The sequence below is a fragment of the Bacteroidota bacterium genome (assembly GCA_016715425.1).
Classification (GTDB): Bacteria; Bacteroidota; Bacteroidia; order Chitinophagales; family BACL12; genus JADKAC01.
On record JADKAC010000003.1, the window covers coordinates 20,113 to 44,896 of the forward strand.

A 24,784-nucleotide genomic window follows, 5' to 3' on the forward strand; every position below is an offset into this window, starting at 1 on the left:
TTAATTTTTGACGTAGTTAGTTAGTCTTAATCTAAAAGATTTAAAAGGAAGTGCGTCTTCATGTGTCGTGTCATCTACCACTCGATTTAATTTAAGCAATCCGGAGCCGCAAACAATAACAGGATATTTATCTCTGGTAAAAATTACTTTTCCAATATCTCTGTTTTCAATTTGAACATCTGTTTCGATTGCAGCATCTAAGATTCTTATTTTTTGCAATCCATTTATATATGTCGCAGCACCTTTATATGGAGAAGATACTGCGTTGATAAAATTTAAAATATCGTTTGAATCATTTTTCCAATTAATTAAATAGTCGTCTTCGTCTCTCCATAAACTGTAACTCGCCAATGCTTCTTCTTGTGCTATTGAAGTTAGCGTTTTGCCTGATAAAAGTGTAATAAATATTTCCAATACAAGTGCAATATAATTTTCAATAACTAAATCAATGGCAGTGGAAATTTTTATCGGATAATTAATTGGAATTGATGATTGAGAAATGATATCGCCTGAATCATATTCTTTCGAAGCAAAAATTGCACTTACCCCAATTTCTTTTTCTTTATTAATCAGCATATTTACTAAAGATGCATGCCCTCTGTATTTAGGAAGTAAGGAATCATGCAATACAATAATTTTTAAAGAATTTTCATGGATTAACCAACGCCAGGAAATAGCGATACTGTAATCAGAATTAATTGTCGGCCTTTCATTTCTTTCAAAATACAGGATATTATTTTGCTTGCATATTGCGATAATTTCATTTGCAAAATTATAATCAATATTATTATCTCTTCCAACTATAACTGCTGAAATTGCTGATTGATAGTTGTTATTAATTAAGGCCTCCAATACTTTGAAACCTTTCTTAGACATTAAATAAAGTGTGATTTTCAAATGATGATATTTAGCAATTAGCCGAAATTTCGTTTTGTATAATTTTCAAAACTAAAAGTATGCAATTGCTTTTGCAATAGATAGTAAATAAAAACAACAACTATCTTTTCTCTGCAACTATACTTATTGCATTCAGATTATGTTGATACTTTCTAAATACTTTGCGCATTGCTAAAATCTTTTTTCTGGCCTTTGCATGCGTTAATATATTGAAGCCAATTTTCAAGGTTCTGAAAAATCCTTCGTCATCTATCATGCGTTTAATTTCCAAAAGAGACATGGCATTCGTTTCTGTATTAATTACCACAAAGCCCTCTTTCTCTAATAAATCAGACCATTCATGTAATGTAAGTGGCCGAGCATTTACTTTAATTACTTCCGATAATTCCCTTTGAATTTGTGCTTTTTCAGCTTCCGGAATATTGATAGGTTCTAAACCCAATTCATGAATTCCGTAAAGTCCTCCTTTTCTTAAAATCCGATAAGCTTCCTTAATTATTTCTGACTTTCTATGATCGGCTTGCATGGTAAGCATTGCTTCTCCATATACTTTATTACTCGAATTATCTTGCAAAGTAGATTCAGCAGCATTCCCAATAATTATTTTTTTCCCATTTCCATTTATCGTTTTGCGTAAAATACCTGCGGCCTCTTCATTTAATTCTATACCGGTATAAGTTTTAGGGTTGCTTTTTAAAGCAATGGATGCAGTGAAACCTAGCCCGGGTGCAAACTCAACGATATCATCTTCAGATGTGAACTTTAGATTTTCAATAAGTTTTGTAGTTAACTTTTTCCCTCCGGGGCGCAGCACTTTCTTACCCATTTTGGCTAAGATCCAATGCCCTTGTTCCATGTTCAATGTTGTATTTCCCATTATAATTTTGATATCCTTATTTAGAATAATTCAAAATTACAATATCTTGGGATATTCCGGATGCAAAGGTCTTTTATTAGAAATTCTTTTATAAATCTCTATAAATCCTTCCCTAATACAGAAAAAAAATTGGTTGAATTAAAATCCTTCTTTGATAATATTATCAGCCGCAACTCCTAAAGAAGTAAGCTGTTTTTCTATGGCGTCCATCATTGGGTCCGGCCCACACACATAATAATAATGCGTACTGTTATCCGAATATTTTTTAATCAGATCAGCAGTAATATATCCATGCTCATAATTATCCAAAGCTTCATCAGAAAGTATATTGATGAAATTTTTACCTAATAGCTTAGTGAATTTATCTTCAAGAATAATATCCGCTTTTGTTTTGTTTGCAAACAGCAGTTTATTATTGCCGATTTCATGCTTTCTTTCAAGCTCCTTAAAAATTGCAATGAAAGGTGTAACCCCTGCTCCGCCGGCAATAAAAATTCCATCCCCTTTATAGGAAATATCTCCAAACACATCATGAATTAATAATTCATCACCTGCTTTTAAGGAAAGTAATTGTTCGGTAACCCCATTATGCGACGGATATGTTTTAATAGTAAATTCAACATGTTCGTCTCCGGGTAGAGAAGTAAATGTAAAAGGTCTCATTTCTTTTTCCCAACCTGTTTTATTAATTGAAATATCCGCTGCTTGTCCGGGTGTAAATGATAATGTCGCAGGTTTTTCTAAAACTATATGAAGTACATCGTGTGTGATCTTTTCTTTTGATATTATTTTAACTACATGTGTCATTATGAAAATCCTTTTTTTTAAAAATGTTCGATAAAAATTCCTGCTTAATGGCTTGTGTTTCGAACTTACCGGAATAACAGGAAGTAATTGTTTTACTATTCGTGTCTTTAATACCTCTTGAAGCCACGCATAGATGATCTGCTTCAATAACAACTGCCACATCATTATGTTTCAACACCTCTTTTAATGCGTCAGAAATTTGTATAGTTAAACGTTCCTGCACTTGCGGACGCTTTGCAAAATAATGTACAATGCGATTTATTTTTGATAAGCCGATAATTTGTTTGCCGGGAATATATGCTACATGTACTTTTCCAATTATAGGTACAAAATGATGCTCGCAATTTGAATACAGTGTTATATCTTTTTCAATAAGCATTTCATGGTAATCATACTTATTTTCAAATAAACTTACTTTTGGTTTGTTGATAGGATTTAATCCACTGAACTGTTCTTTTACAAACATTTTTGCTACTCTTTTTGGGGTTCCACGAAGACTGTCGTCATGAAGATCTAACCCGAGTATATCCATAATTTTTGCAAAATGAAATTCTATCTTTTCAATTTTTTCTTCATCGCTCAACGCAAGTGAATTTGAAGGAATTGAGTGACTTAATATTTTGTTTACTTCTTTAATTACTGTTTTTTCCATGGTGATATCAGAGTTCATTTATTCTTTTCATAACATTTTCTACAATTGCATCGCAATAAATTAAGTTAAATTCAAATAACTCGGCAGTAGAATATGTTTTCTCAATTTCATTTCTCAGCATAGACTTCGATCTGCTAAGTCGGGTTTTTACATTGGCTTCAGTTATGTTCAGCAAGTTTGCAGTTTCTGCTACATTAAATCCGTTTATTTCTCTCAAAGAAAATACAACACGATAATCCAATGGAATTTCACTCAGTGCATCTTCGAGGATATGCCCTAATTCCCGATTTTGAATTACTTTTTCTGTATCATTATTTGAATTTGTAAACATTGGATTTGAGTTGATATTTAAATCTTGTGAAATTTCATTTTTAAAACTGGACTTCTCTTTTTTATGATAACAATTGTTGAGCATTATTCGAACAAGCCAGGTTTTAAAATCTGAGCGGCCTTCAAATTGTTTCAGGCTTTTATATGCATCCACAAAAGTTTCCTGCATTAAGTCTTGAGTGTCTTCGTGATTATAATTATACGACCTCCCTACTTTATATAAATAAGGATTAAATCGTCTTACAATTATTTCATAAAGTGATTTTTCCCCATTAATCACTCTTTCAACAATCTCTGTTTCTGTAAACTTTTCTGTTTGAGTCATCATTTAAGTAAAAATTTAAAGTCCTTATCCAATTAAATTCGCAATTCCTCCACATCCTCATCTCTTCACTTCGGTAATATTAACCCAACTTTTCAGACAATAATTTTTATTAAAAATTTTAAAAAGCATTATACCCTTAGTCGGTTATAACAACTCTTTGCCCTTCTATTCTTGGCAGTTAATATATGATTAGAGTAATTGGGATTTGGAATGGTTACAACTGAAAATATAAAGTAGAGCTTTTGCCGGGTTTATACTTAGAAAGATTTACACATTGAAGGGGAATTATCCTTTGAGTTTTGAAGAATCTTTGGTTGAATGAAATAAAAAAAGCCGCATTCAATTAATGAAATACGGCTCTTCTTTTCTGATAATAACTTGCTGAAACTATTCTTAGATATTTGTTTTCTGCTTAATTTCTCTTTCAGCTTGCTTTGCAGTACTGTCTGCATGTGAAAGTGTGTCTCTAACTGCACTTTCTGCATTGCTAAGTTTATCCATAGCCATATCTTTTAACTCCATGGCTTGTTTGCTTAAATCTTTTACTGTTTTTGTTGCGGTGTCTCTTGCCTCTTTAGCTCCTTCCACAATCTTAATTCGGGTTTCTTTACCTGCACTTGGTGCATAAAGAATTCCTAAAATGGCGCCTGTGGCTAATCCGGCCAAGAAGCCTAATACTGCTTTGTCTGATTTCATATATTTGTTTTTTTGTTTAAAAATGTACTTCATAAAATGTATTACTAAACTGGTCTTTTTCCTTGTATAACTCTCAAGATAATAGCAATTACAGCAATTACTAAAAGTATATGAATAATAGATCCAACGCTATAGGCAAAAAATCCAATTGCCCAAATAATAATAAGTATTACTGCGATAGTGTATAATAGGCCTCCCATAAAATAAGTTTTTAGTTTGTTAAAAAATAAGTTTGTTCGAAATATGAAACACAGAAGTGCAACAATTGTTCCGACCGGATTATTATTTTTTTAATGCTTAATATATTTTTTAGGAAGATTTAAGAATCAAATATTCCAAAGATATTTTTTAAAGTATAAGATCATTTCCCTAAAAAAATTAAGACTAATATTTTAAAGAGAATTTTGGATAGAATAGAATTATTTAAGCTGTAACCATTGATTTTATTGGTAATCCCGGCAATTAAAGCATGAATTTTAAAGTTGTCCTTTTATCCTTCTTTTCCGAATATTAACACTGATTTTAAATAAAAGATAATCACTATTTACAACTGCATGTATACCCCTAATTAATATCTTCTTATTAAAATTTTTAGGTGCTCGTATTGATTTTTATAGCTCAATATTTTGGGGAAAAATAGGTCATCCATGCCCTGCCTTTACACAAGAATTGATCAGGCTCTTCCTAAAATGAAATTTTATAATGTTGATTTATATTTGATAAAACACCGTGAGATTTAAACTGCACCTCTTAATGTTGTATTTATATAATAATCGAAATTTTTTCTAATTGAATTAATCCCTTTAATCATTTTCTGTAGTCTAAAAGCTTTGGATGTTAAAACGTAAATAATGTATCAATTCGATTCGAATAATAAGTAGCCTATTTTTCCAATTGCTTATTATATAATTTCAATTATTTGAAAACTATAAACTCTTCAAAGTCTTTGCTTTTATGAATATTATCTACTTTTAACGAACATAATTAATAATCACACAATTGAAAAAATGCTTACTGATATCTTACATAGTGATAAGTAATATCACTTTCGCTCAAACCCCAGAAATACTTTGGTCCTTTGATATGAATGATATGGCATTTGGGCAAGCTGCGGCTGCCGATGTTAATGGCAACGGATTTTTGGATGTATGTTTCAGCACTTATCGCAATGATGGGTTATTATACATGCTAGAAGGGGACGGCTCCATTATATGGACTTATGATATTGGCGGCTGCGGAGATGCTGCACCAGTTATTTATGATGTGGATATGGACGGTGATTTGGAAGTGATACTTGCAGGATCTTGCAATCCAACTACATTTTGTATTGATGCGGATAGTGGTTTTGTACAATGGCAAACTCCAATGCGTGGAAGCGATTCACCTCCTGTTATAGGAGACGTGGACAACGATGGTAAACCGGAAATTATTCACGGGCAATTTGGTGGTTATGTGTTGTGTCTGAATGGTGAAGATGGTTCGGTAGTTTGGGAATTAGAAGTAGATCCTGACTCATGGATACAAACAGAACCCGCTTTGTTGGATGCAAATGGCGATGGACAATTGGATTTTGTTATAGCTACATGGAGCTTTGGCGTTAACCATAAATTATTCTGCTATAATGGAAATGATGCATCCTTGATCTGGCAAAGTGATGCACCTGAAGATGTGATTTATCATGGTGTATCATTTGGCGATATGGATAATGATGGAATAGTTGAATTAGTAATTGGTGATTACGCAGGCATACTTCATTGTTTCAATGCAACAAATGGTGAACTCAACTGGGAATATCAATTTCCTTCTAACTCATATTATATAGGTGCGCCTACTTCTATGGCAGATTTAAATAATGATGGATTCTTGGAAGTAGTTTTTAATGATTGGTTTCAAATAGGTGCCGTTGATCATAATGGAGAATTATTATGGAGCTATAATATTCCTGATTATGGACAAGCATTTCGTGGAATTGCACTTGCAGATATAAATGGAGATGCTTATCCTGACCTTACATTTTGCTCAAGCGAAGGAAAAATAATTTCATTAAGAGGAGAGAATGGTGCTTTTATAAAAAACATAGATTTAAAAGCGGATTTTGGTGATGATGATTTTGAATTGGAGTTTGCACCACTGATTGCGGATTTTAATAACGATGGAATATTAGATGCATTTGTAGCCGGTGGTCATGCAGAATATCCGGATGTAGAAAATAATTTTGGTAGAGTATATATGGTTACTTGGGGAGAGGGAAATGGTCCGGAATGGAAAATGTTCCGTCGAGACTATCATCGCTCAGCATGTATTTGTAATGATAGTTTGTTGAATCCTCAAGAACCTGTGGCTATCCTAAATATTCGGCCAACAGATATGTATCAATTATATCCAAATCCTGCATATGATCAATTACATATTGAGATAAACGGTAATGTGCAAAAAACAATTATTTTGGTTGATGTTATGGGTAGAACAATCAAAACATATTCTATCTATGAAAATAATTTTGATTTAGATATCTCAATGTTGCCTGCAGGAATTTATTCTATTGAAATACTGCAAGGAAATGATTCAGCCACGCAATTATTTGTAAAAGAATAACACTGAATTTTTACTTAAATAACAACACTTTTATAAAAAGATAGCAAGATATATTTGCACTAATCTATAAATTACTTCACGGTTATAAAATAGATTTATATACGTGAAGTAATTTAAATGTAATTCCAACTAGATATAAAAGCAATTTCTTAATTTTAATTTTATAATTGTGCGCAATACAACAATGCTTAAAGCAGTTCTTCTTAAATATTCTATCACGATAGATATGGATGATGATGAAAAATTTACAATGCAACTAAAAGATAAGCAAAGCAATAAAGTGGAAGTAATTAAATCAAAAAATTATTCAGGACTTATTAGAAAAGCTTACAGTTATTTATTGCAGGATTTGAAGGGTAGTGAGTGGTGAGTAGTGAATAGTGAATAGTGAATAGTGAATAGTGAATAGTGAATAGTGAATAGTGAATAGTGAATAGTGAATAAAAAAAAATAAGCAATTGGCAAAATGCAATTATATATTATAAATGGTGAATGGTAAATGAAAAAAACAGTGAGAAGCAGTAAGAAATCAATGTCGATTTTCTTTCGCCAACAGCTAATAGCTAATGGCCAAAAGCCATTTAATTAGTGATGAGTTTTTTTCATTGTCAACTGTCAACTGTCAACTGTCAATTTATTAAATATGCGAAATCAAATCAGCGAGAATGGTATTTACCAGATTATCAATATCGGGAGTAAATTCAATAGTTTTAGAATCTAATTTAGAGAGATTAAAAGTGGAATGTACAGATGGTGAAGTATTTTTTAATTGCTGCTGAATCTGTAATTCTTCATCTCGAAATTTTGCTGCTTCTTCATAATTTTCCCCTTTCAATGCTTCATCTTTTTCACTTTGAATAAGTTCTAATTGCTTCGTCAATCTGTCTGCATCTGAGTTGTATAGGTTATTATTCCCATGTTTATTTTTTAGGATAAACCGATATCCTTCTCCTTTCACTTGTTTTATTCCATGTATAAATTGACGATATGCAAGTGGTGTTTGGAGATTAAAAAATGTGTGGTATAAATTATTCAGTTCCTCAATATTCATTGGAAAGGGGGTTTAAATTTCATTAAAAATAATTGATTTTATTTAAATTGAAATTACAGTATCACTCTATAAATTACATAATAAGCGAAGCGGTCAGCTAACTTAGCCCCCGGCAATGGAAACCAGCATTTTAAAATACAAGGACTCATACATTCATTACTCCACTTTTGGCAATGGTTCTGAGACACTATTAGCCTTTCATGGATTTGGCGAATCATCCAATAGTTTTCATTGTCTCAATGCTTCATTGGGTTTCAAGTTTACTGTTTACAGTTTTGATTTGCCCTATCATGGAGATACTATCTGGAATGAATCAAATCATTTTACCCACACAGATTTGGAATGTATCATTACAATGTTTACCTCTGAAAAATCTATACAACATTTTTCTGTACTTGGATTTAGTATGGGCGGAAAATTTGCGATGGCAGTTGCTTTTTATATGACGGAGCGTATTGTAAATTTATTCCTATTGGCAAGTGATGGAATTCGTACAAAAAAATTATACAACATAGCGGTTTATCCAAAATGGGGAAGGTATTTGTTTAAAACAACCATTAGCCGCCCCACATGGTTTTTTAACTTTATACATTTCTTAAATCGCAGAAAATTAATTTCCCCCTGGCTACATAAATTCACAATGAATCACATGGATACTGAACAGAAACGCAAAAGATTATTTGACTCCTGGATTTCTATGGTGGATTTTAAGGTGAATGTTATTGAATTAAAACAGAAACTAAATGATAATGCTGTGCATATATATTTATTTTTTGGTGAAAGGGATGAAGTGATTCCTGTTTCTGTGGGAGAATATTTTGCAAAAGGATTATTGAATTGCCGTTTGGTTATTTTACCACGTGGACATTATTTTATTGACGAATTATTGAATGCCGAAATAACAAAAGTGCTTGCATGAATGTATTGACAATTATCACTTTACTATTTACCGTTGCGTATGTAGCATTAATAAGTTATTACTACAGCGGGTGGCGACGACTTCGCTTGTTTGTACCTGTTCCCGGCAACTTGCAAACACTGGTTACGATTATTATTCCTGCACGCAATGAAGCACATAATATCAAAGGCCTTCTGGAAAGTATAGATGCACAGAATTTTAATAAGAAATTTTTAGACGTAATAGTTGTAGATGATTTTTCTACTGACAACACCGCTGCTATGGTGCGTAAAAGTGGATATAGTTATGTGCGATTAATTTCACTTGCCGATTATGTACCTGTTGATTTTCCTTTAAAAGCATATAAAAAGAAAGCGATTGAAGTGGCTATAGAAAATGCGAAAGGTGAATTAATGATTACAACAGATGCGGATTGCAGACCGGGAAGTAATTGGCTGTTTGCTACCGTATCCATGTATGAAAAATATAAACCGGTGATGATTGCCGGACCTGTGAATTTTTTTTACGACAGTTCTTTTCTCGGAAAATTTCAAACATTAGATTTTTTAAGTCTTGTTGGAATTGCAGGTGCTTCTATTCGCAATGGTTTTTATAATTTGTGTAACGGAGCGAATCTCGCATTTACAAAACAAGCTTTTAAAGCAGTGGATGGCTATAATGATATTGATTATATCCCTACCGGAGATGATATGATGTTGATGCATAAACTGGGGAAAAAATTTCCCGGTAAAATAATGTTTAATAAATGTGTGGAGGCAATTGTATATACGCATACTGAAAAAGATTTCAGCACTTTTTGGCGGCAGCGTGTTCGTTGGACATCCAAGTCAACACACTACGAAGACAAGCGCATTACATGGATTTTAATATTCGCTTATTTATTTAATGCATTGCTATTATTAAATCTCATCTTAGGATTGTTTCAACCACATTATCTGCGCTTGGCAATGGGTCAATTCCTGATGAAAATTTGTATAGATACGTTATTTACTTATTCGGTAACCAAATTTTTTAAACGTGAAAATTTTTTATGGCTAGTGCTTCCGATGCAGGTGGCTCATGTAATTTATATTTTATTTATTGGCCCTGCTGGTGCCGCCGGAAAATATTACTGGAAAGGAAGAGAAGTGCGCACTAACGCAAACAAGTAAATTGCTTTGAAATTAAATCTAAAAAAAATAGCGACTCTCCTTGCATGGGTTTTCGGAATTGTTGTTCTGCTAACTGTAATTATCTTTTTTAATACCTCAGAAAATAGTTTCTTCCAAATACTATTGAATGTATGTTATGGAGTAATGCGCATCCTATTGCTTATTGCTGCGGTTTGGTTTATTCTATATGTACCCTTTATTTTTCTTTTGCAATTTCTTTGGAAAAGAATTAAACAAAAAAAACGATTTGCAAATCCACAAACAGTTAAAGTAACAAGTCGTTTTATTGCAGATACGGGTGCTATGTTCGGTGCTGTAACATTATTTTATGCATTTGTAATTTTCATTTCAGCTCATCTCATTGCTCCTGATCCAACTCCAAATGCAGGATTTCAGATGAATGAAATTGCATTTAAATCACCGGGCTTTCATATCACTGTTTTAAAAGTCCCGTTAGAAATTCAACATAAAAAAACCAGTTTTTTTAAATGGCTAATCAGCGGAAAAGAATTATCCTACAGATTAATTCCTATTAAAAATTATTGGATGCAAAGTGATTCGCTCTTAGTGGAGAGATATCTCGGTGATGGAATTGCAGGAGATACATTGCATTTTCCGGTGCAACAGATTATTTCAGATTTTAATGCAAGCGACAAATTACATCAAATAGAAAAAAATGCAATCAGCAATAAATATTTTTTATTTGGAACAGATGATCTTGGTCGTGATTATTTCAGCAGAATGTTGTTAGGTGTCAGAGTTTCTCTTGCTGTAGGATGTATTGCAGTTTTCATTGCTTTATTAATTGGAATTCCCATTGGAGCAGCCGCAGGATTTTTTAAAAAAGAACTTCCTGAAATAAGTATTTTAAAAAGAAAATTTCTTTTTCCAGTAGATAATTTCCTCATGTGGACGATGAGCGTAATTTGGGCTATACCCGCACTATTACTAGTATTTCCAATTGTATTTGCATTCGGTCAACAGTTCTATACAATCTTTATTGCAGTGGGTTTAACGATGTGGGTGGACATAGCACGATTAGTACGAGGACAAGTAATGCAAGTACGTGAAATGGAATATATTACTGCAACAAAAAACTTTGGCTACAGTAATTTCAGAACAGTTTTCTTACATATTCTTCCCAATATAATCGGACCAGTAATCGTGATTACCGCAGCAAATTTTGCTTATGCAATTCTTACAGAAGCAGGATTAAGTTTTTTGGGTATTGGTGTACAACCTCCTGCACCAAGTTGGGGATTAATGATTTCAAAATATAAAGACAACTTAATTACGGATCCTTATCTCGCATTAATTCCCGGCACTGCTATAACCTTATTAGTGCTTGCGTTTTTTATGATTGGCAATGGATTGCGTGATGCCTTAGACATAAAGTCACAAGTAGGAAATACATAACTCAATTGTTAAAATAAATTATAACTTAGAGCTAACAGAAGCTTATGCCAATTGCAGGATTAAATGTTATGGATATGTTGCGCTATCAGTTGAAATTAAAACAACTGGAGATAGATGCATTGTTGGAAGTAACTACTGCAATTAATTTAAATGAACCTGCATCACGTCTTTTTGAATTATTCGATACACTGTTAAGTGAGCAGTTAGGTGTGGATCATTACTTGTTATTTTTTAATCAAAATACCTGGCAAGTGAAAGCAAGTCAGGGATATGATTTACATCATATTTTTATAAATGTAGAAAGAGATCTTCTGCACTTCAAACAGTTAGTAATCCTTTCTGATTTGGGAAATTCACGTCCAGATATATTAAAAGATTTCGATTTAATTATTCCTGTTTTTCATAAACAAAAACCTCTTGCTTTTCTTCTGATGAGTACACCGATGCTGAAAAGCTATGAACCATTAGAAGAAAAAATAAAATTAGTGCAAACTGTGGCTAACATTATTTCTGTTGCTATTGAAAATAAAAAATTATTTAAAAAAGAAAAAGAACAGGAAGCATTAAAGCGTGAATTGGAAGTTGCAGCACAAGTGCAAACTATGCTTATTCCGGATAAGTTGCCAAAGAATAATGAATTTGAAATGGCGGCAATTTATTTACCGCATATTAATGTGGGTGGCGATTATTATGATTTCATGGAATTAGGCAATGATGAATTTGCCTTTTGTATTGCAGATATTTCAGGTAAGGGAATTGCTGCTGCTTTATTAATGGCGAACTTTCAGGCGCAACTGCGTGAATTGGTAAAAACAAATCACACCAGCATTGATATTCTTATTCAGAAATTAAATGCCGGTGTATTATTGAGTACTCGTGGTGAAAAATTTATCACTATGTTTCTTGGTATTTATAACAGGAAGACACGCATCTTAAGATATGTAAATGCAGGACATAACCCGCCGGTACTTGTTACTAAAAACAACTCTCAATTATTGGAAACCGGATGCACGATTTTGGGTATGTTCGAAAATTTACCCAATATTCAATCTGGTGAAGTTAAAGTGGAGGATGACACTACAATACTATGCTATACCGACGGATTAACAGATCTTGTTAATGAGAATAATCAAGTATTTTCATTGAAAGGACTTACCGCATTTTTAAAACATGACTACAATCGTAGTGCAGAAAAAATCACGCATGAATTAATTGAAATTATCACCAATTACAAAGAAGCAAATGACTTGGTGGACGACATTACAATTCTTGCCGTAAAGATTTTTGGAAAATAGTTCAGCCGCTAACTTTTTCTTTTCTGCTATTAATTTCTATTGTAACCAATAAAGAAATTATCATAAAAAACATGGTACCTATTTTATCCGCTTCTATCAAATCACTTAATGAAATATTTACAAGAATAGTGATGAAACTTAATGTGAGTGTAAGCGCAAGTAATTTAGTTTCGCCGGTACATCTGAAATACAATCTTTGCCCTAGCATCAGCACACTTATTATCAGCACTAACCAAATCAATAAGCCCGGAAAACCTTGCTCGCAAGCCATAGTGAGATAGTAATTATGAATGGTAGATCTTTCCTCGTTACGGCTGATATAGGTCGTGAATTTATTTACTGCATGTTCTTTATAATTATAATAAAATTGCGAAGGACCAAACCCGGTGATGGGTTTTTCTTTAATCATATTTACACCTGCTACCCAGCGATAAATTCGCTCTGCACTCGAAACATCTTCTAAGGTAGCAGTAGATGCCATGTGTTCAGAAAAATCCTGATGATAAATTGTTTTTTTATAATCCGGTGCATATTTTAAATAGGTATTATTCTGCAACATATACACGGCAAAAACACTAACAGCAACCACTGCAAACGCAACCGCCCATCCCAGTATTCTCTTGCGAATAATTATAAAACCTGCTAACGCCGCAATTACTGATAGCCATGAAGAACGTGTATAAGCAAAATATATAGCAGCGATAAAAATTAACTTGGAAAGATTGAGCAACATTTTTTGCCAAGAATATTTTTTATACCAGGTAGAAGCTAAAAAAATAAGAGGTAACATCAGTGAAAGAAACACCGCATAATTAACATGATTTCTAAAAATCGGATACATCGTTTTATTTACTTCGCTAAATCGAAATTGATAATTGTAATGATTAATCAGCGTATTTATTACAACAATAAGAGTGGGAATAAACAATAGCCAAAATGCAATCTTAAAATCTTCTGCCTTTCGCATTACATGCGCTGCCACAAAATAAAAAGTGGTGATATACCATGTTTTTGCAAGTACATATTTAAAAGAAATGGCTATATCGGTAGAAAATAAAGTTGTTATGAGTATCCATGCAAAATGGATATAAATAATTACAGAAATCGGATGCCTGAAAAACTCTAAACGCAAATGTTCCTTTTGCAGAATAACATAAAATATAAATGTGAACATCAGTAAAATCTCCAGAGGCTCAGTCGGTATATCCGTACCTAAGCCACTATCAAATTGATATTCTAATGCTACCGGAGTGGAAAGCAACAATAAATAAAACACCGGACGATAATCAATCAGCAATTGATAAGCAAGCAGAAATGCAATTGGTGCAAGACAAATGAGTGGTTCATTTGCAATAATAGCAGCACCAATAGAAACCAAAAACAAACTGGCTCCAGCATACATCAGTTTTTTTTCATCTGCAAATTTTGCCAGTTCAGGCATCTGTTAGTCTGTGTTTTATTTTTCTGTAATTTTCTGTAATCACTGCAAGTAATAACATAAAAATAAATGCACCAACTGTGCAGGCAACTACAATTAGTGAGCGTACAGGTTTATCTTTTCTGATTGCAGGGTAAGCTTCTTCTGTAATATGTATTGTAGAAAATTTTGAGCTGGTAGATGTTACATACTGTTCCATTAATTTTCTGTTTTCTGCAAGATTTTTCATTGCCGCATCCACATTAAATTCCATCTGCTTCATTTTTTCCGTATTAGCTGAACTACTCAACATAATTTCCAGACTATCTGTAAGTTGATCTAAAGCATTTTGCTTATCACTTATTATATCCTTAAAAGTTTCGATTACAATAAATTTATCACGCAATAGCATATCCCGGTTATGATTATCTACGGTTAATGCAATATGATTAGCCATATCTGAAGCCAAATTCTTATCTGAATCCCATACTGTTATTTCAATGGCGCCGAATTCAGTTTCTACTGCTTTATAATTCTTTAAAAATTTCTTTTTGGTTTTGTATCTCGACATTGTATTTGTGGAATCATAACCATAATGTTCCATCAAATGATACTTATTAATAATGTAGTCAATAGTAGGTGTACCATTTGCAAGTGTAAGAATTCTATCAACATCACTGCTTCCGCCGAAGTAATCAATTTCAATTTCTCCTAATGAATTTGAATACAATACTTGCCTGTCTGTCATTACCGGATTTGCCGGATAAAAGTTAACACTTGACTTATAATAATTCGGCATAAAAAACCAGGAGAATGCAGCAGAACCTAATGCGGCAATAATAGTTGTGATAATGATTGGTCTTTTCCATTTCAGGGCAATCCTGATAAGCTCAATCAAATCGTTTCTTTGTTCGGGCATGATGTAAAAATTTGAGCTGTAAAAGTAGGAAATCCCACCGACAGGTTTTTTACTGTTTTATATTTCTAAAAGCAGGTAATAATTCTGAAGGGTTTAATATTTTTAATACAATTGCCAGAGGAAGACTACCTGCCATACTGATAAATAATTGATAAGGCCAATTCAGTGGTATGGAATAAATAAGAAAACAAAATCCGATATATAGAATAACAAAAAAAGCAGCACGCAACCAAAGTGCTATTCGCATTTTATATTGCATCACATAATAGGTTAGATAAATATGTGCCGCTGTTACAAACAATTGAGTAATTACCGTAGCAATAGCCGCACCGGCAGCAAAATATTTTGGTATAAGAAATAGGTTTAATACAACATTAATTATTACTCCACCAATTGCAATTAAATTTAATGTTCTGAGGCTGCCATTTGCCGTAAGTAACGTACCGAAAATGTAAACGATGCTGATATTTATAAAGCTCAACATCAACAGTCCAAAAATATTTCCATAGTCAGATGTTGCATTCACATAAAGTAAACTCATGATTTGTTGTCGGTAAAAAATAAATGCAACACCACTTCCCACAGAAAGAAAAAACATGAGTTTAAAATTTAATTCTGCAAAAGCTTGTGTGGGTTCTTGCTGATGAATCATGCGGGAAAACATTGGCAATAAAATAGTGGCGAACATTAATCCTAAAATACTGAGAGCATCTAATAAACGGAATGCAGATGCATACACTCCGGCTTCAAGTGCGCCATTCTCACCCAACATACGCTCTATCATAACACCATCAATACGATAATAAACCGTCATTAAAAAAGTAAGCATTGCAAAGGGTAAACTTCTGCGAATTATCTCTCTTAAAACTTCCGGTCTGAATTGGAATTGAATATGTTTTAAATGTGCCCACAACGCAATTAAACCCACAACACCTGCAATGATATATGCAATAATCTGTGCGCCTATAAAATTATTAATCGAAATTTTAAAAGGCAATACCGTTGTCCATAATATTAAAATGCAAATCAGGCTGCTGATAAGTTTATCCAAAACGGATAACACTGCATCGGTTCTGAAAAATTGCAGCGCAGAAATATTGGAGCGAATAAAAATATAGAAGGAAAGGAAAATCTGATTGATAATTAATAATCCCAGAATTTGTAATTGATGTGTATCGAAACGAATTCCAAAAGCAAACAAATAAACTACAATAGTATATAGAATACCAAAAAGCAATTTCGCAATAAGCGTAGTTGAAAAATATTGTTGCAATCGGGAAGGATCCTGTGCTATATGTCGGTTGTTATAATTGTTTATTCCAAAATCCAATATTACCTGAAACAAGAATGAGAAATTGAATAAAGAAAAGTAAAGTCCGTATTCCTCGGGACCAAGCGTATTTTGCACAGTGCGATCAATGCCAAGTATCCAAAATGGCTTAATGAGCAAGTTCACGAAAATCAGGAAACTTAAATTTGCAAGAAAACTTTTCTTCATTATTTTGACAGCGGACTAAAAATAAGTATAATTGCCTCAAAATACCTGTATATCGAAAACAACTCTACTCTAAACTTCAAGGTATAATAAAAATTTCTACACAGTATCGCATTTAAATTATTGAACTAACCACTGAAACAAAAAGCGTATGCGCATAGCTGTGAACACCCGTTTTCTGATTAAAAATAGATTGGAAGGTATTGGATGGTTTACTTATGAAACCATGAAACGATTAGTGCAACGACATCCGGAGCATGAGTTTGTTTTTTTATTCGACAGAGAATTTCCAGAAGAATTTATTTTCGCCGATAATGTAATTGGTGAAAAAGTATGGCCTCCTGCCCGGCATCCTTACTTGTGGCAATTCTGGTTTGATTATTCTATCCCAAGAATTTTAGAACGTTATAATCCCGATCTGTTTATTTCTACCGATGGATTTATGTCCACAAAAACGCATTTACCTACATTATTGGTTTTGCATGATTTGGGCTTTGAACATTATCCGGAACATACACCGCAAATTGTAAGCAGATATTATAGAAAATATACTCCGCTGTTTGCACATAAAGCAGATAAAATAATTACAGTATCCGATTTTTCAAAGCAAGATATTATAACACAATATAATATTGAGCCTTCAAAAATTGATGTGATTTTTAATGGCGCTAGTGATGCGTACAAACCTCTAAATGCTGAACAACAAATTGCAGTGCGACAAAAATATACTTCGGGCAAACCTTATTTTATTTATGTAGGCTCTGTACATCCACGAAAAAATGTGAAGAATTTATTGCTTGCTTATGATCAGTTTCAAGCTAAACATAACACAGATTACAAATTGGTAATTGCAGGGCGTATGGCATGGAAAACTGATGCAACAAAGGAAGCTTTTGAGAGCATGCACTGTAAACAAGATGTAATATTCACAGGGCATTTGCAATTGCCGGAACTTGCCGAATTAATGGGGGGCGCAGAAGCATTAATTTATCCATCCTTATTTGAAGGATTTGGAATTCCGGTGTTGGAAGCACGCTATTGTAATGTGCCGGTTATAAGTAGTAATCGCTCCAGTTTACCCGAAGTGGCGGGAGAAAATGCATTGTATTTTAATCCGGAAAATATTGGAGAAATGGTGGCCGCTATAGAAAAGTTTTATACAAACAATTTGCACTATAAAAAACTTGCAACAACAGGAATTGACATCAGAAATACGTTTAGCTGGGATGCATCTGTAACTCGCATGGAACATACAATTGCGGAAATGGATAAGCGATTTAAGCCCAGTATTGTATTGCAATAATGAATTTGTATTCATGTGGATTTTTTAAAGACGTAAATTTGTAATCTCAATATTTACGTATGCGAAAAATTATTTTATCAATTCTTACACTTTGTTTTTTCTACCCTGCATTTGCACAAAAAACTACTTTTAATAAATCAGATATATTTTCTATTCCAAAAGCAGGTGTTTCTGATCCTTCTAAATTTCAACCGGATTTTTTTACAACCATGTATTCTTTGGAAATGCCTGCGCCTGGATCAGGTTCGTATAGAAGTTTCTTAATTGCTCTGAAAGAAACATTATATGCAAATAAAATTTTTCCGGGGAAATCAAATTTTCGAAGTAGTGCATTTGTACCGATTCCGGATACGCTTACAAGTTTTGAAGGAAACACAATGGGCAGTAGTGTTCCCAATGATAATGATATTGCCATTTCCAATGGTGGAATGATAGTTTCTGTAATTAATACTTCCATTTATATTTTCGATCAATCCGGAAGTACACTTGCCAGTTTTTCATTAGAAACATTTTCTGATACATTAGAAATTACAGGAGATAAATTCGATCCAAAAGTGATGTATGATCCCGTACATGATCGCTTTATAATTGTATTTCTAAATCTTGTATTCGGAGATGAAGCAAACAATACCGACATCATTGTTGCATTTTCACAAACAAATAATCCATTAGATAACTGGAATTTATATTCACTGCCCGGCAATCCAAAAGACAATGATACATGGACGGATTTTCCGATGCTGGCTATAACACAACACGAATTATTTATTACCGGTAATTCAATAATTCCGGGTGAACCTTGGCAGACAGGTTTTAGCGAAACACTGATTTGGCAAATGAATTTAGATAGTGGTTATTCAGGAGCCGATTTAAGTGCAGTGTTCTGGGATGATATTTTATTTGAAGGAAATCCAATTAGAAATTTATGTCCTGTAAAAGGTGGCAGTACTATTTATGGACCTAACATGTATTTATTAAGTAATAGAAATTTTGCAGAAACCAACGATACAATTTTTATTGTGGAGATAACAGGTACATTAGATGCTGTAGAAACTATTGCAGAAATTAATTTTTCTCTTAGCGATGTAAACTATGCTGTTCCGCCACAGGCACGCCAATATAATTCGCACACGTTTGATACGAATGATGGTAGAATATTAGGTGCTGTTATGGAAAATGGTTGGATTCAATTTGTTGCAAATACTTTAGATCCGGCAACAGGATTTTCAGGAATTTATCATGGAATGATAACTGATCTGGATGGTGATAATAATATTACCGGACATATTATCGGTGATGATTCACTTGATTTTGGCTATCCAAATATTAGTTATAGCGGACGTTTTGAAAATGATGATCAATGTATAATTGTAATGAATCATTCTTCACCTGAAGTGTATGCAGGCATGAGTGCATTTTTTTATAATCAAGGAGAATATTCTGAACGACTACATTTAAAATCCGGTGAAACTTATGTAAATGTAATTAGCGGATATTATGAGCGTTGGGGTGATTATACAGGTTCACAAAGAAAATATAATGCGCCGGGCAATGTGTGGGTTTCAGGAACATATGGAAAATTAAAAGATCTTGGTCCGTTCACTAACAGAAATAATGCAACATGGATTTCTAATTTGCGCACCAACGATTCTCTTCCTCCTGTTTCATTAAATGCAATAGAAATTTTAAGGGATGTAAACGTATTTCCAAATCCTGCAGATACATATTTTGAAACAACATTTTATCTTTCTCAATCAGGGAAAGTAGAATGTAGTATTTATGATATGCAAGGTAAATTGATGAAAACATTAATTACCAGGAATGCACCTGCGGGCGAAACAAGATTGACCTTCTCCACCGAGCCTCTGCAAAGTGGTACCTATATTTTAAAAATCACTTTGAATGATGTGCCTCTTGTTTCCAAACAATTCGTGCGATTGTGATTTAACAATGAAAAAAAATTATTAAAAAATCTATTGTAGGAAGTATGAAAAAGCGGCGTAGGAATATTGTATTTGCACAGTTAGAAATAACTAGCGTTGCCGACAAAGGTTACGGTATGGCAAGGCACGAAGGGAAAGTGGTGTTTGTAGAAAAAACAATTCCGGGTGATATTGTAGATGCACAAATTCAAAAAAATAAAAGTGATTATGCAATGGGATATCCTATTGTATTTCATAAAAAATCATCATTGCGTGTGGATGCATTTTGCGAACACTTCGGAACATGTGGTGGTTGTACCTGGCAAAATATTGATTATAAAACACAATTGCTTTTTAAAAAACAATTGGTTGAGGATGCATTCCGCCGTATTGGAAAAGTAATGGATATTTCAATTATACCTGATGTGCTTGCATCACCTTATGAAAAATATTATCGCAATAAATTAGAGTTTACTTTTTCTGACAGCAGATGGCTTATGCCAGAGGAAATGGATATTGCTGTGGAAGGTAAAAATAGAAATGCACTTGGTTTTCATATCCCGAAAAAATTTGATAAAATTTTAGATATAAAACATTGTTATCTGCAACCTGCGTTGTCAAATGAAATTCGCCTGGCATTAAAAAGTTATGGTTTAATTCATGAATTAGAATTTTATAATCTGCGTACACACGAAGGATTTTTGCGCAATGTAATTATCCGCAATACTGCCGATAATCAGATTATGGTAATTGTGATTGTTGCTAAAAATGAAATGGAACTAATCCAAAAATTGATGAAGCATTTGCAATTTACTTTTCCTGAAATTACCTCCTTGTATTATGTGGTAAACTCAAAAGTGAATGATACCATTTATGATCAGGAGATGCATCATTTTTCAGGCGAAGAATTTATTATTGAGCAAATAGAAAATATTAAATACAGACTTGGGCCAAAATCTTTTTTTCAAACAAATACTGAGCAAGCAAAAAATCTGTATAGCATTGCAATTACAATGGCAGATTTAAAAAAGGAAGATTTAGTGTATGATCTCTATACCGGTTTGGGAAGTATTGCATTATTAATGGCAGATAAATGTAAGCAAGTGGTAGGTGTAGAAACAGTACCGACTGCAGTGGAAGATGCTATTGAAAATGCAAAATTAAACGGCATTGAAAATTGTACATTTATTTGTGGCAATATGGATAAAATGTTTGATGCAGCATTTGTTGAAACACATGGTAAACCGGATGTGATAATTACAGATCCACCCCGTGCCGGAATGCATAAAGATGTGGTGAATCAAATTTTGCAAATGGAACCACGCCGGATTGTGTATGTAAGTTGTAATCCTGCAACACAAGCAAGAGATATACAATTATTATCAGAAAAATATAGAGTTTCAAAACTGCAACCGATAGATATGTTTCCACATACTTTTCATATTGAAAATATCGCTTTGCTGGAAAAAATTATTTAATAAGTCAACATTGTTTTTAACTTGTTATATGCTGCATGATTTTTTTCGCTGTTTGCAGATTCCACGATATCTTTTTTCTCACGAGCTGTTAAATGCAAACTCAATGAAGCACGTTGTCTGTTAGCAGGTGGCTGATAATCTATTGTAATCACTTCCATTTTTCCTTTCAGCATTGTATTTAAATATTCCATTGAAAAATCATTTTGATAATCCTGAATTTCCACCCAATTCATATATAAGCTTCCAACAGGATTAAATAATTTTTCATAAATACCCTGACTCACTTTTTCCTGAATTGGTTTTTCCTGTTCTATACCACGAATATTCAGCATGATTACACCACTGGTATTTTTTAAAATCCAATCCTGAAAAGTGGCTGCATATCGAACAGAAGTTTCTATTCCATAATTATCTCGAATGCCGGCATCCATCACTTCAATAGAAGGATTGGTGGGCAAATGCACTTTCGGTAAAATATATGGAAAAGTGCAGTTCATTCGAATAGCGGTTGAGAGCAAAAGATTATCACCATTTTCTTTGCCGAGTAAATCATGAATATCAATACCATCCACTTCCGGCAATGAGAAATGTTGCATGCGATTATAAGGCACACACATAAAAGAAAATCTTTGAGCGCCAATAAATAATTGTCGCTCATCATTTATTATTGTTGGATAAAATAATAACATCGGAATTTGCATTGCATATTCTGCATCTGCATATGCACTCATAGGTTTGAATAATATGGAATCCGTATTCTCGTGCAATACCTTTTCGAAAATATATCCCCTGTCTTTTCGAAAAGTTTGATTGTTGTATTTAAGTTTATCTAAGGGATAAAAAAAATCATTTATCACTAAAGTAAAAGAAACTGCATTTAATAAATCCGATGAAATATTATTCAGATATTTTTCAGAAGCAAGATTTATAAAATCACCTTGTAATTTGCGATAATATAATTCACGGTAATAAGAAGCGGCAATCATTCCTCCGGAAGCGCCGGTAATTAAAACAGTATGATTCATTAATCCGCCATTAGTAATGCTATCCATCATTTGCAATACCCGCATAGTAAACATAGTGGATCGTAAGCCGCCGCCACTCACATTTAATAACACAAGTTTCGGTTTATCGGGAGCGCTGTCAAATTTATGTTTCCAATTATTTAATATTTCCAAACCCACCGTTTTATCGGCATCCATATTTTCAATTGAGTTAGCACTTTTTAATGTTGCAATAGAATATTCAACCGAAGTATTTTTATAATCAATTCCCATTGCACGATTTTTATATTGCAAAAAATTCGAGCTGATAATAAGATCAACTACAATAAGAAATAATACTGCTGCAAACACTTTCCATTGCCCAAGCCAATAGGTAAATGCACCGGTAATTACAATACCTATATTAATAATAAGCAGAATACTGCTGGCGGCAGGAATACGAAAAAAAGGATAGTCAACTAAATGACCGAGCAGAATAATTATTACTAATGCAGACAATTGAATGATAAGTGCATTTGCATGATGTTGTCTGTAAACAGAACGAATCACATCATACGGATAATGATAAACCGGTCTTGCTATTTTAATTTTAAAATCATGATTAAAATAATTTGAAAGGCGCAGTTCATCTTTAAATTTATGGCGGCCATCTACAAATGAATTTGGCGTTACCAAACCGGTTCCCATTTTTTTATTGCTGATGCCAATTATTTGTAAAATACTTTTATTGGTAGTGGAAAAATAAAGCATAGTTAACGTGATAAACACAAACATGCCGGTGAACAAACCACCTATTTGTGTTAACGCCTCATTCATACTTACCAATCCTTCTGATGATTGAAACTGAATAAGTTTATAGAGATATAGAATAAAAAAAAATGAAGGCAACACAGCATTATTTAATGAATACACGCCAAACGGACGACGCAGTGTCGCAAGAAATGGAAAATGATTTGCATTGAAAATATAACTTATCAAATTCCATGAAATGAATGTGCCACCAAAAGCAAATCCCATGATGGTGAAGCTTATAAAATCTACATGACCTAAATATTCAGGATCCAGAAATAGCAATGAGATTCCATATCTGCTGCCTAATACATTCGTAAATAATAAACTAATAAGAATCAGGAAGAATAAAAGAAAATGATTTTTTTTCAGATGCAATAACAGCAACTGAATTGGAAAAGAATAATACACCTGTGCCCAATATCTCAAATCTCTTTTTTTTACTGTAACGAAAATATCAAATAGTTAGGTTGCAGTGCTGTATCTGAAATATGGATAATTACAAAACACCGAAAATTTAAACGGATACAATTCTGACTTCATCCAAACGATGCTTGCCATTTTTTGCAAGAACGATGTATTCAATTTTATTTTCTGTTACCATATCAACTACCAGATCAGTAACCACATTTTCACCTTCTGATGTTTGGATATTTAAAGTGATTGGTTTTTTTAAAACTGCGGCATCTGTAAAAATATCATAGAGATTGCAGTCAATGGGTGTATATCTTTTTTCCTTCATATAATCCTGTAAATGATATTTTGAATAAATAAGTGCAAAAAAAAATGCTGCCCGCTCCTCATCAGGCAGCATCACTATAGGGGGAGATAATTTCAATAGATGCTTGACACAAAGATAATTTTCTTTACTTTTTTTGCAAATAAATTATTCAAATTCAGAAAAGTTTTTCATTTTCGCAATATTATTTAAAATTGTTTAATAACCTAATAATTAAAACCCACCACAGTGAGCGAAAATTTACAACTTGACAAACTAGATGTGAAGATATTGGATATCTTGATGCACAATGCCACCATTCCTTACACAGAAATCGCAAAAATGTTGAATGTTTCCAGCGGAACTATCCATGTGCGCATGAAGAAATTAGAGAACATGGAGATTATCCGTTCTTCAAATCTTCAAATTAATCCAACAAAAGTAGGATATGATGTTACTGCATTTCTTGGGGTATATCTGGAAAAAAGTTCTATGTACGATGATGTGGTAAAAGAACTTCAGACTATATCTGAAGTAACTGAATGTTATTACCTGACTGGTGACTACAATATGTTTGTAAAACTATTGTGCAGAGATACCAATCATTTAAAAGATGTGTTGCATGATAAGATTCAAAAAATAAATGGAATTGATCGCACAGAAACTTTTATAGCATTGGAACAAACATTTATCCGCCCAATGAAAATTGTTTTAAATCATAAATAAAG

Annotated in this window: 23 protein-coding genes; 10 read left to right on the forward strand and 13 right to left on the reverse strand. The window is 33.1% G+C overall.

Annotated features, from left to right (window positions below):
• The 7 genes from IPN31_04675 to IPN31_04705 all read right to left on the reverse strand — a co-directional run bounded on the left by IPN31_04675 (window position 1) and on the right by IPN31_04705 (window position 4,784).
• Window positions 1-876 (reverse strand): methionyl-tRNA formyltransferase, encoded by an 876-nt coding sequence (locus tag IPN31_04675; GenBank protein ID MBK8681196.1) that lies wholly within the window; start codon window positions 874-876, stop codon window positions 1-3.
• 121 nt (window positions 877-997) lie between these two features.
• Complete coding sequence (locus IPN31_04680; protein MBK8681197.1) at window positions 998-1,774, reverse strand: class I SAM-dependent methyltransferase; 777 nt, start codon at window positions 1,772-1,774, stop codon at window positions 998-1,000.
• A gap of 138 nt (window positions 1,775-1,912) precedes the next feature.
• Window positions 1,913-2,581: a flavodoxin reductase gene (locus IPN31_04685; GenBank protein ID MBK8681198.1), complete on the reverse strand. Its 669-nt coding sequence runs from the start codon at window positions 2,579-2,581 to the stop codon at window positions 1,913-1,915.
• Entirely contained in the window at window positions 2,565-3,251 is a 687-nt protein-coding gene (gene folE, locus IPN31_04690; protein MBK8681199.1) for a GTP cyclohydrolase I FolE, read from the reverse strand. Before folE ends, IPN31_04685 begins: the two co-directional genes overlap by 17 nt.
• Window positions 3,241-3,888: a sigma-70 family RNA polymerase sigma factor gene (locus IPN31_04695; protein MBK8681200.1), complete on the reverse strand. Its 648-nt coding sequence runs from the start codon at window positions 3,886-3,888 to the stop codon at window positions 3,241-3,243. The genes folE and IPN31_04695 overlap by 11 nt, the downstream gene beginning before the upstream one ends.
• A gap of 393 nt (window positions 3,889-4,281) precedes the next feature.
• Entirely contained in the window at window positions 4,282-4,584 is a 303-nt protein-coding gene (locus IPN31_04700) for a YtxH domain-containing protein (GenBank protein ID MBK8681201.1), read from the reverse strand.
• A 44-nt stretch (window positions 4,585-4,628) separates the two neighbouring features.
• Window positions 4,629-4,784, reverse strand: a complete 156-nt coding sequence (locus IPN31_04705) for a lmo0937 family membrane protein (protein MBK8681202.1) — start codon at window positions 4,782-4,784, stop codon at window positions 4,629-4,631.
• Between the two features lie 799 nt (window positions 4,785-5,583).
• Between IPN31_04705 and IPN31_04710 the strand changes: the two genes are divergently transcribed.
• Entirely contained in the window at window positions 5,584-7,179 is a 1,596-nt protein-coding gene (locus IPN31_04710; GenBank protein ID MBK8681203.1) for a VCBS repeat-containing protein, read from the forward strand.
• Window positions 7,180-7,348: 169 nt separating this feature from the next.
• Window positions 7,349-7,549, forward strand: coding sequence for a hypothetical protein (locus tag IPN31_04715; GenBank protein MBK8681204.1), 201 nt, complete (start codon window positions 7,349-7,351; stop codon window positions 7,547-7,549).
• Between the two features lie 267 nt (window positions 7,550-7,816).
• On the opposite strand, the gene IPN31_04720 is transcribed toward IPN31_04715, so the two are convergent.
• A complete protein-coding gene (locus IPN31_04720) occupies window positions 7,817-8,230 on the reverse strand; it encodes a UvrB/UvrC motif-containing protein (protein ID MBK8681205.1) in 414 nt (137 codons plus the stop codon).
• Window positions 8,231-8,345: 115 nt separating this feature from the next.
• Between IPN31_04720 and IPN31_04725 the strand changes: the two genes are divergently transcribed.
• The 4 genes from IPN31_04725 to IPN31_04740 all read left to right on the forward strand — a co-directional run bounded on the left by IPN31_04725 (window position 8,346) and on the right by IPN31_04740 (window position 13,011).
• The gene (locus tag IPN31_04725; protein MBK8681206.1) at window positions 8,346-9,149 is read left to right on the forward strand and encodes an alpha/beta hydrolase; all 804 of its coding nucleotides are present in this window, start codon (window positions 8,346-8,348) and stop codon (window positions 9,147-9,149) included.
• Complete coding sequence (locus IPN31_04730; protein MBK8681207.1) at window positions 9,146-10,300, forward strand: glycosyltransferase; 1,155 nt, start codon at window positions 9,146-9,148, stop codon at window positions 10,298-10,300. The genes IPN31_04725 and IPN31_04730 overlap by 4 nt, the downstream gene beginning before the upstream one ends.
• 144 nt (window positions 10,301-10,444) lie before the next feature.
• On the forward strand, window positions 10,445-11,716 hold the full coding sequence (locus IPN31_04735; protein ID MBK8681208.1) for an ABC transporter permease: 1,272 nt from the start codon (window positions 10,445-10,447) through the stop codon (window positions 11,714-11,716).
• Window positions 11,717-11,760: 44 nt separating this feature from the next.
• Entirely contained in the window at window positions 11,761-13,011 is a 1,251-nt protein-coding gene (locus IPN31_04740; protein MBK8681209.1) for a SpoIIE family protein phosphatase, read from the forward strand.
• Between the two features lies 1 nt (window position 13,012).
• On the opposite strand, the gene IPN31_04745 is transcribed toward IPN31_04740, so the two are convergent.
• The 3 genes from IPN31_04745 to IPN31_04755 are packed head-to-tail and all read right to left on the reverse strand — an operon-like array spanning window position 13,013 to window position 16,845.
• Window positions 13,013-14,452, reverse strand: a complete 1,440-nt coding sequence (locus IPN31_04745; protein MBK8681210.1) for an O-antigen ligase family protein — start codon at window positions 14,450-14,452, stop codon at window positions 13,013-13,015.
• Window positions 14,445-15,347, reverse strand: coding sequence for a hypothetical protein (locus tag IPN31_04750; protein MBK8681211.1), 903 nt, complete (start codon window positions 15,345-15,347; stop codon window positions 14,445-14,447). The genes IPN31_04745 and IPN31_04750 overlap by 8 nt, the downstream gene beginning before the upstream one ends.
• 49 nt (window positions 15,348-15,396) lie before the next feature.
• Complete coding sequence (locus tag IPN31_04755) at window positions 15,397-16,845, reverse strand: oligosaccharide flippase family protein (protein ID MBK8681212.1); 1,449 nt, start codon at window positions 16,843-16,845, stop codon at window positions 15,397-15,399.
• Window positions 16,846-16,993: 148 nt separating this feature from the next.
• Here IPN31_04755 and IPN31_04760 point away from each other — a divergent pair, with 148 nt between their 5' ends.
• Genes IPN31_04760 through rlmD form a run of 3 tightly spaced genes read left to right on the forward strand, consistent with a single transcriptional unit; the run spans window position 16,994 to window position 21,545 of the window.
• The gene (locus IPN31_04760) at window positions 16,994-18,145 is read left to right on the forward strand and encodes a glycosyltransferase family 4 protein (GenBank protein ID MBK8681213.1); all 1,152 of its coding nucleotides are present in this window, start codon (window positions 16,994-16,996) and stop codon (window positions 18,143-18,145) included.
• A gap of 59 nt (window positions 18,146-18,204) precedes the next feature.
• On the forward strand, window positions 18,205-20,088 hold the full coding sequence (locus tag IPN31_04765; protein ID MBK8681214.1) for a T9SS type A sorting domain-containing protein: 1,884 nt from the start codon (window positions 18,205-18,207) through the stop codon (window positions 20,086-20,088).
• Between the two features lie 44 nt (window positions 20,089-20,132).
• Window positions 20,133-21,545 (forward strand): 23S rRNA (uracil(1939)-C(5))-methyltransferase RlmD, encoded by a 1,413-nt coding sequence (gene rlmD / locus IPN31_04770; protein MBK8681215.1) that lies wholly within the window; start codon window positions 20,133-20,135, stop codon window positions 21,543-21,545.
• On the opposite strand, the gene IPN31_04775 is transcribed toward rlmD, so the two are convergent.
• Together IPN31_04775 and IPN31_04780 are read right to left on the reverse strand one after the other, a co-directional pair.
• On the reverse strand, window positions 21,542-23,767 hold the full coding sequence (locus IPN31_04775) for a patatin-like phospholipase family protein (GenBank protein ID MBK8681216.1): 2,226 nt from the start codon (window positions 23,765-23,767) through the stop codon (window positions 21,542-21,544). The two genes, rlmD and IPN31_04775, sit on opposite strands and share 4 nt — an antisense overlap.
• A gap of 88 nt (window positions 23,768-23,855) precedes the next feature.
• Window positions 23,856-24,176, reverse strand: coding sequence for a hypothetical protein (locus IPN31_04780; protein MBK8681217.1), 321 nt, complete (start codon window positions 24,174-24,176; stop codon window positions 23,856-23,858).
• A gap of 129 nt (window positions 24,177-24,305) precedes the next feature.
• Between IPN31_04780 and IPN31_04785 the strand changes: the two genes are divergently transcribed.
• Window positions 24,306-24,782 carry an Lrp/AsnC ligand binding domain-containing protein gene (locus IPN31_04785; GenBank protein MBK8681218.1) on the forward strand — a complete coding sequence of 159 codons (477 nt, stop codon included), beginning with the start codon at window positions 24,306-24,308 and terminating at the stop codon, window positions 24,780-24,782.
• Window positions 24,783-24,784: the final 2 nt, after the last annotated feature.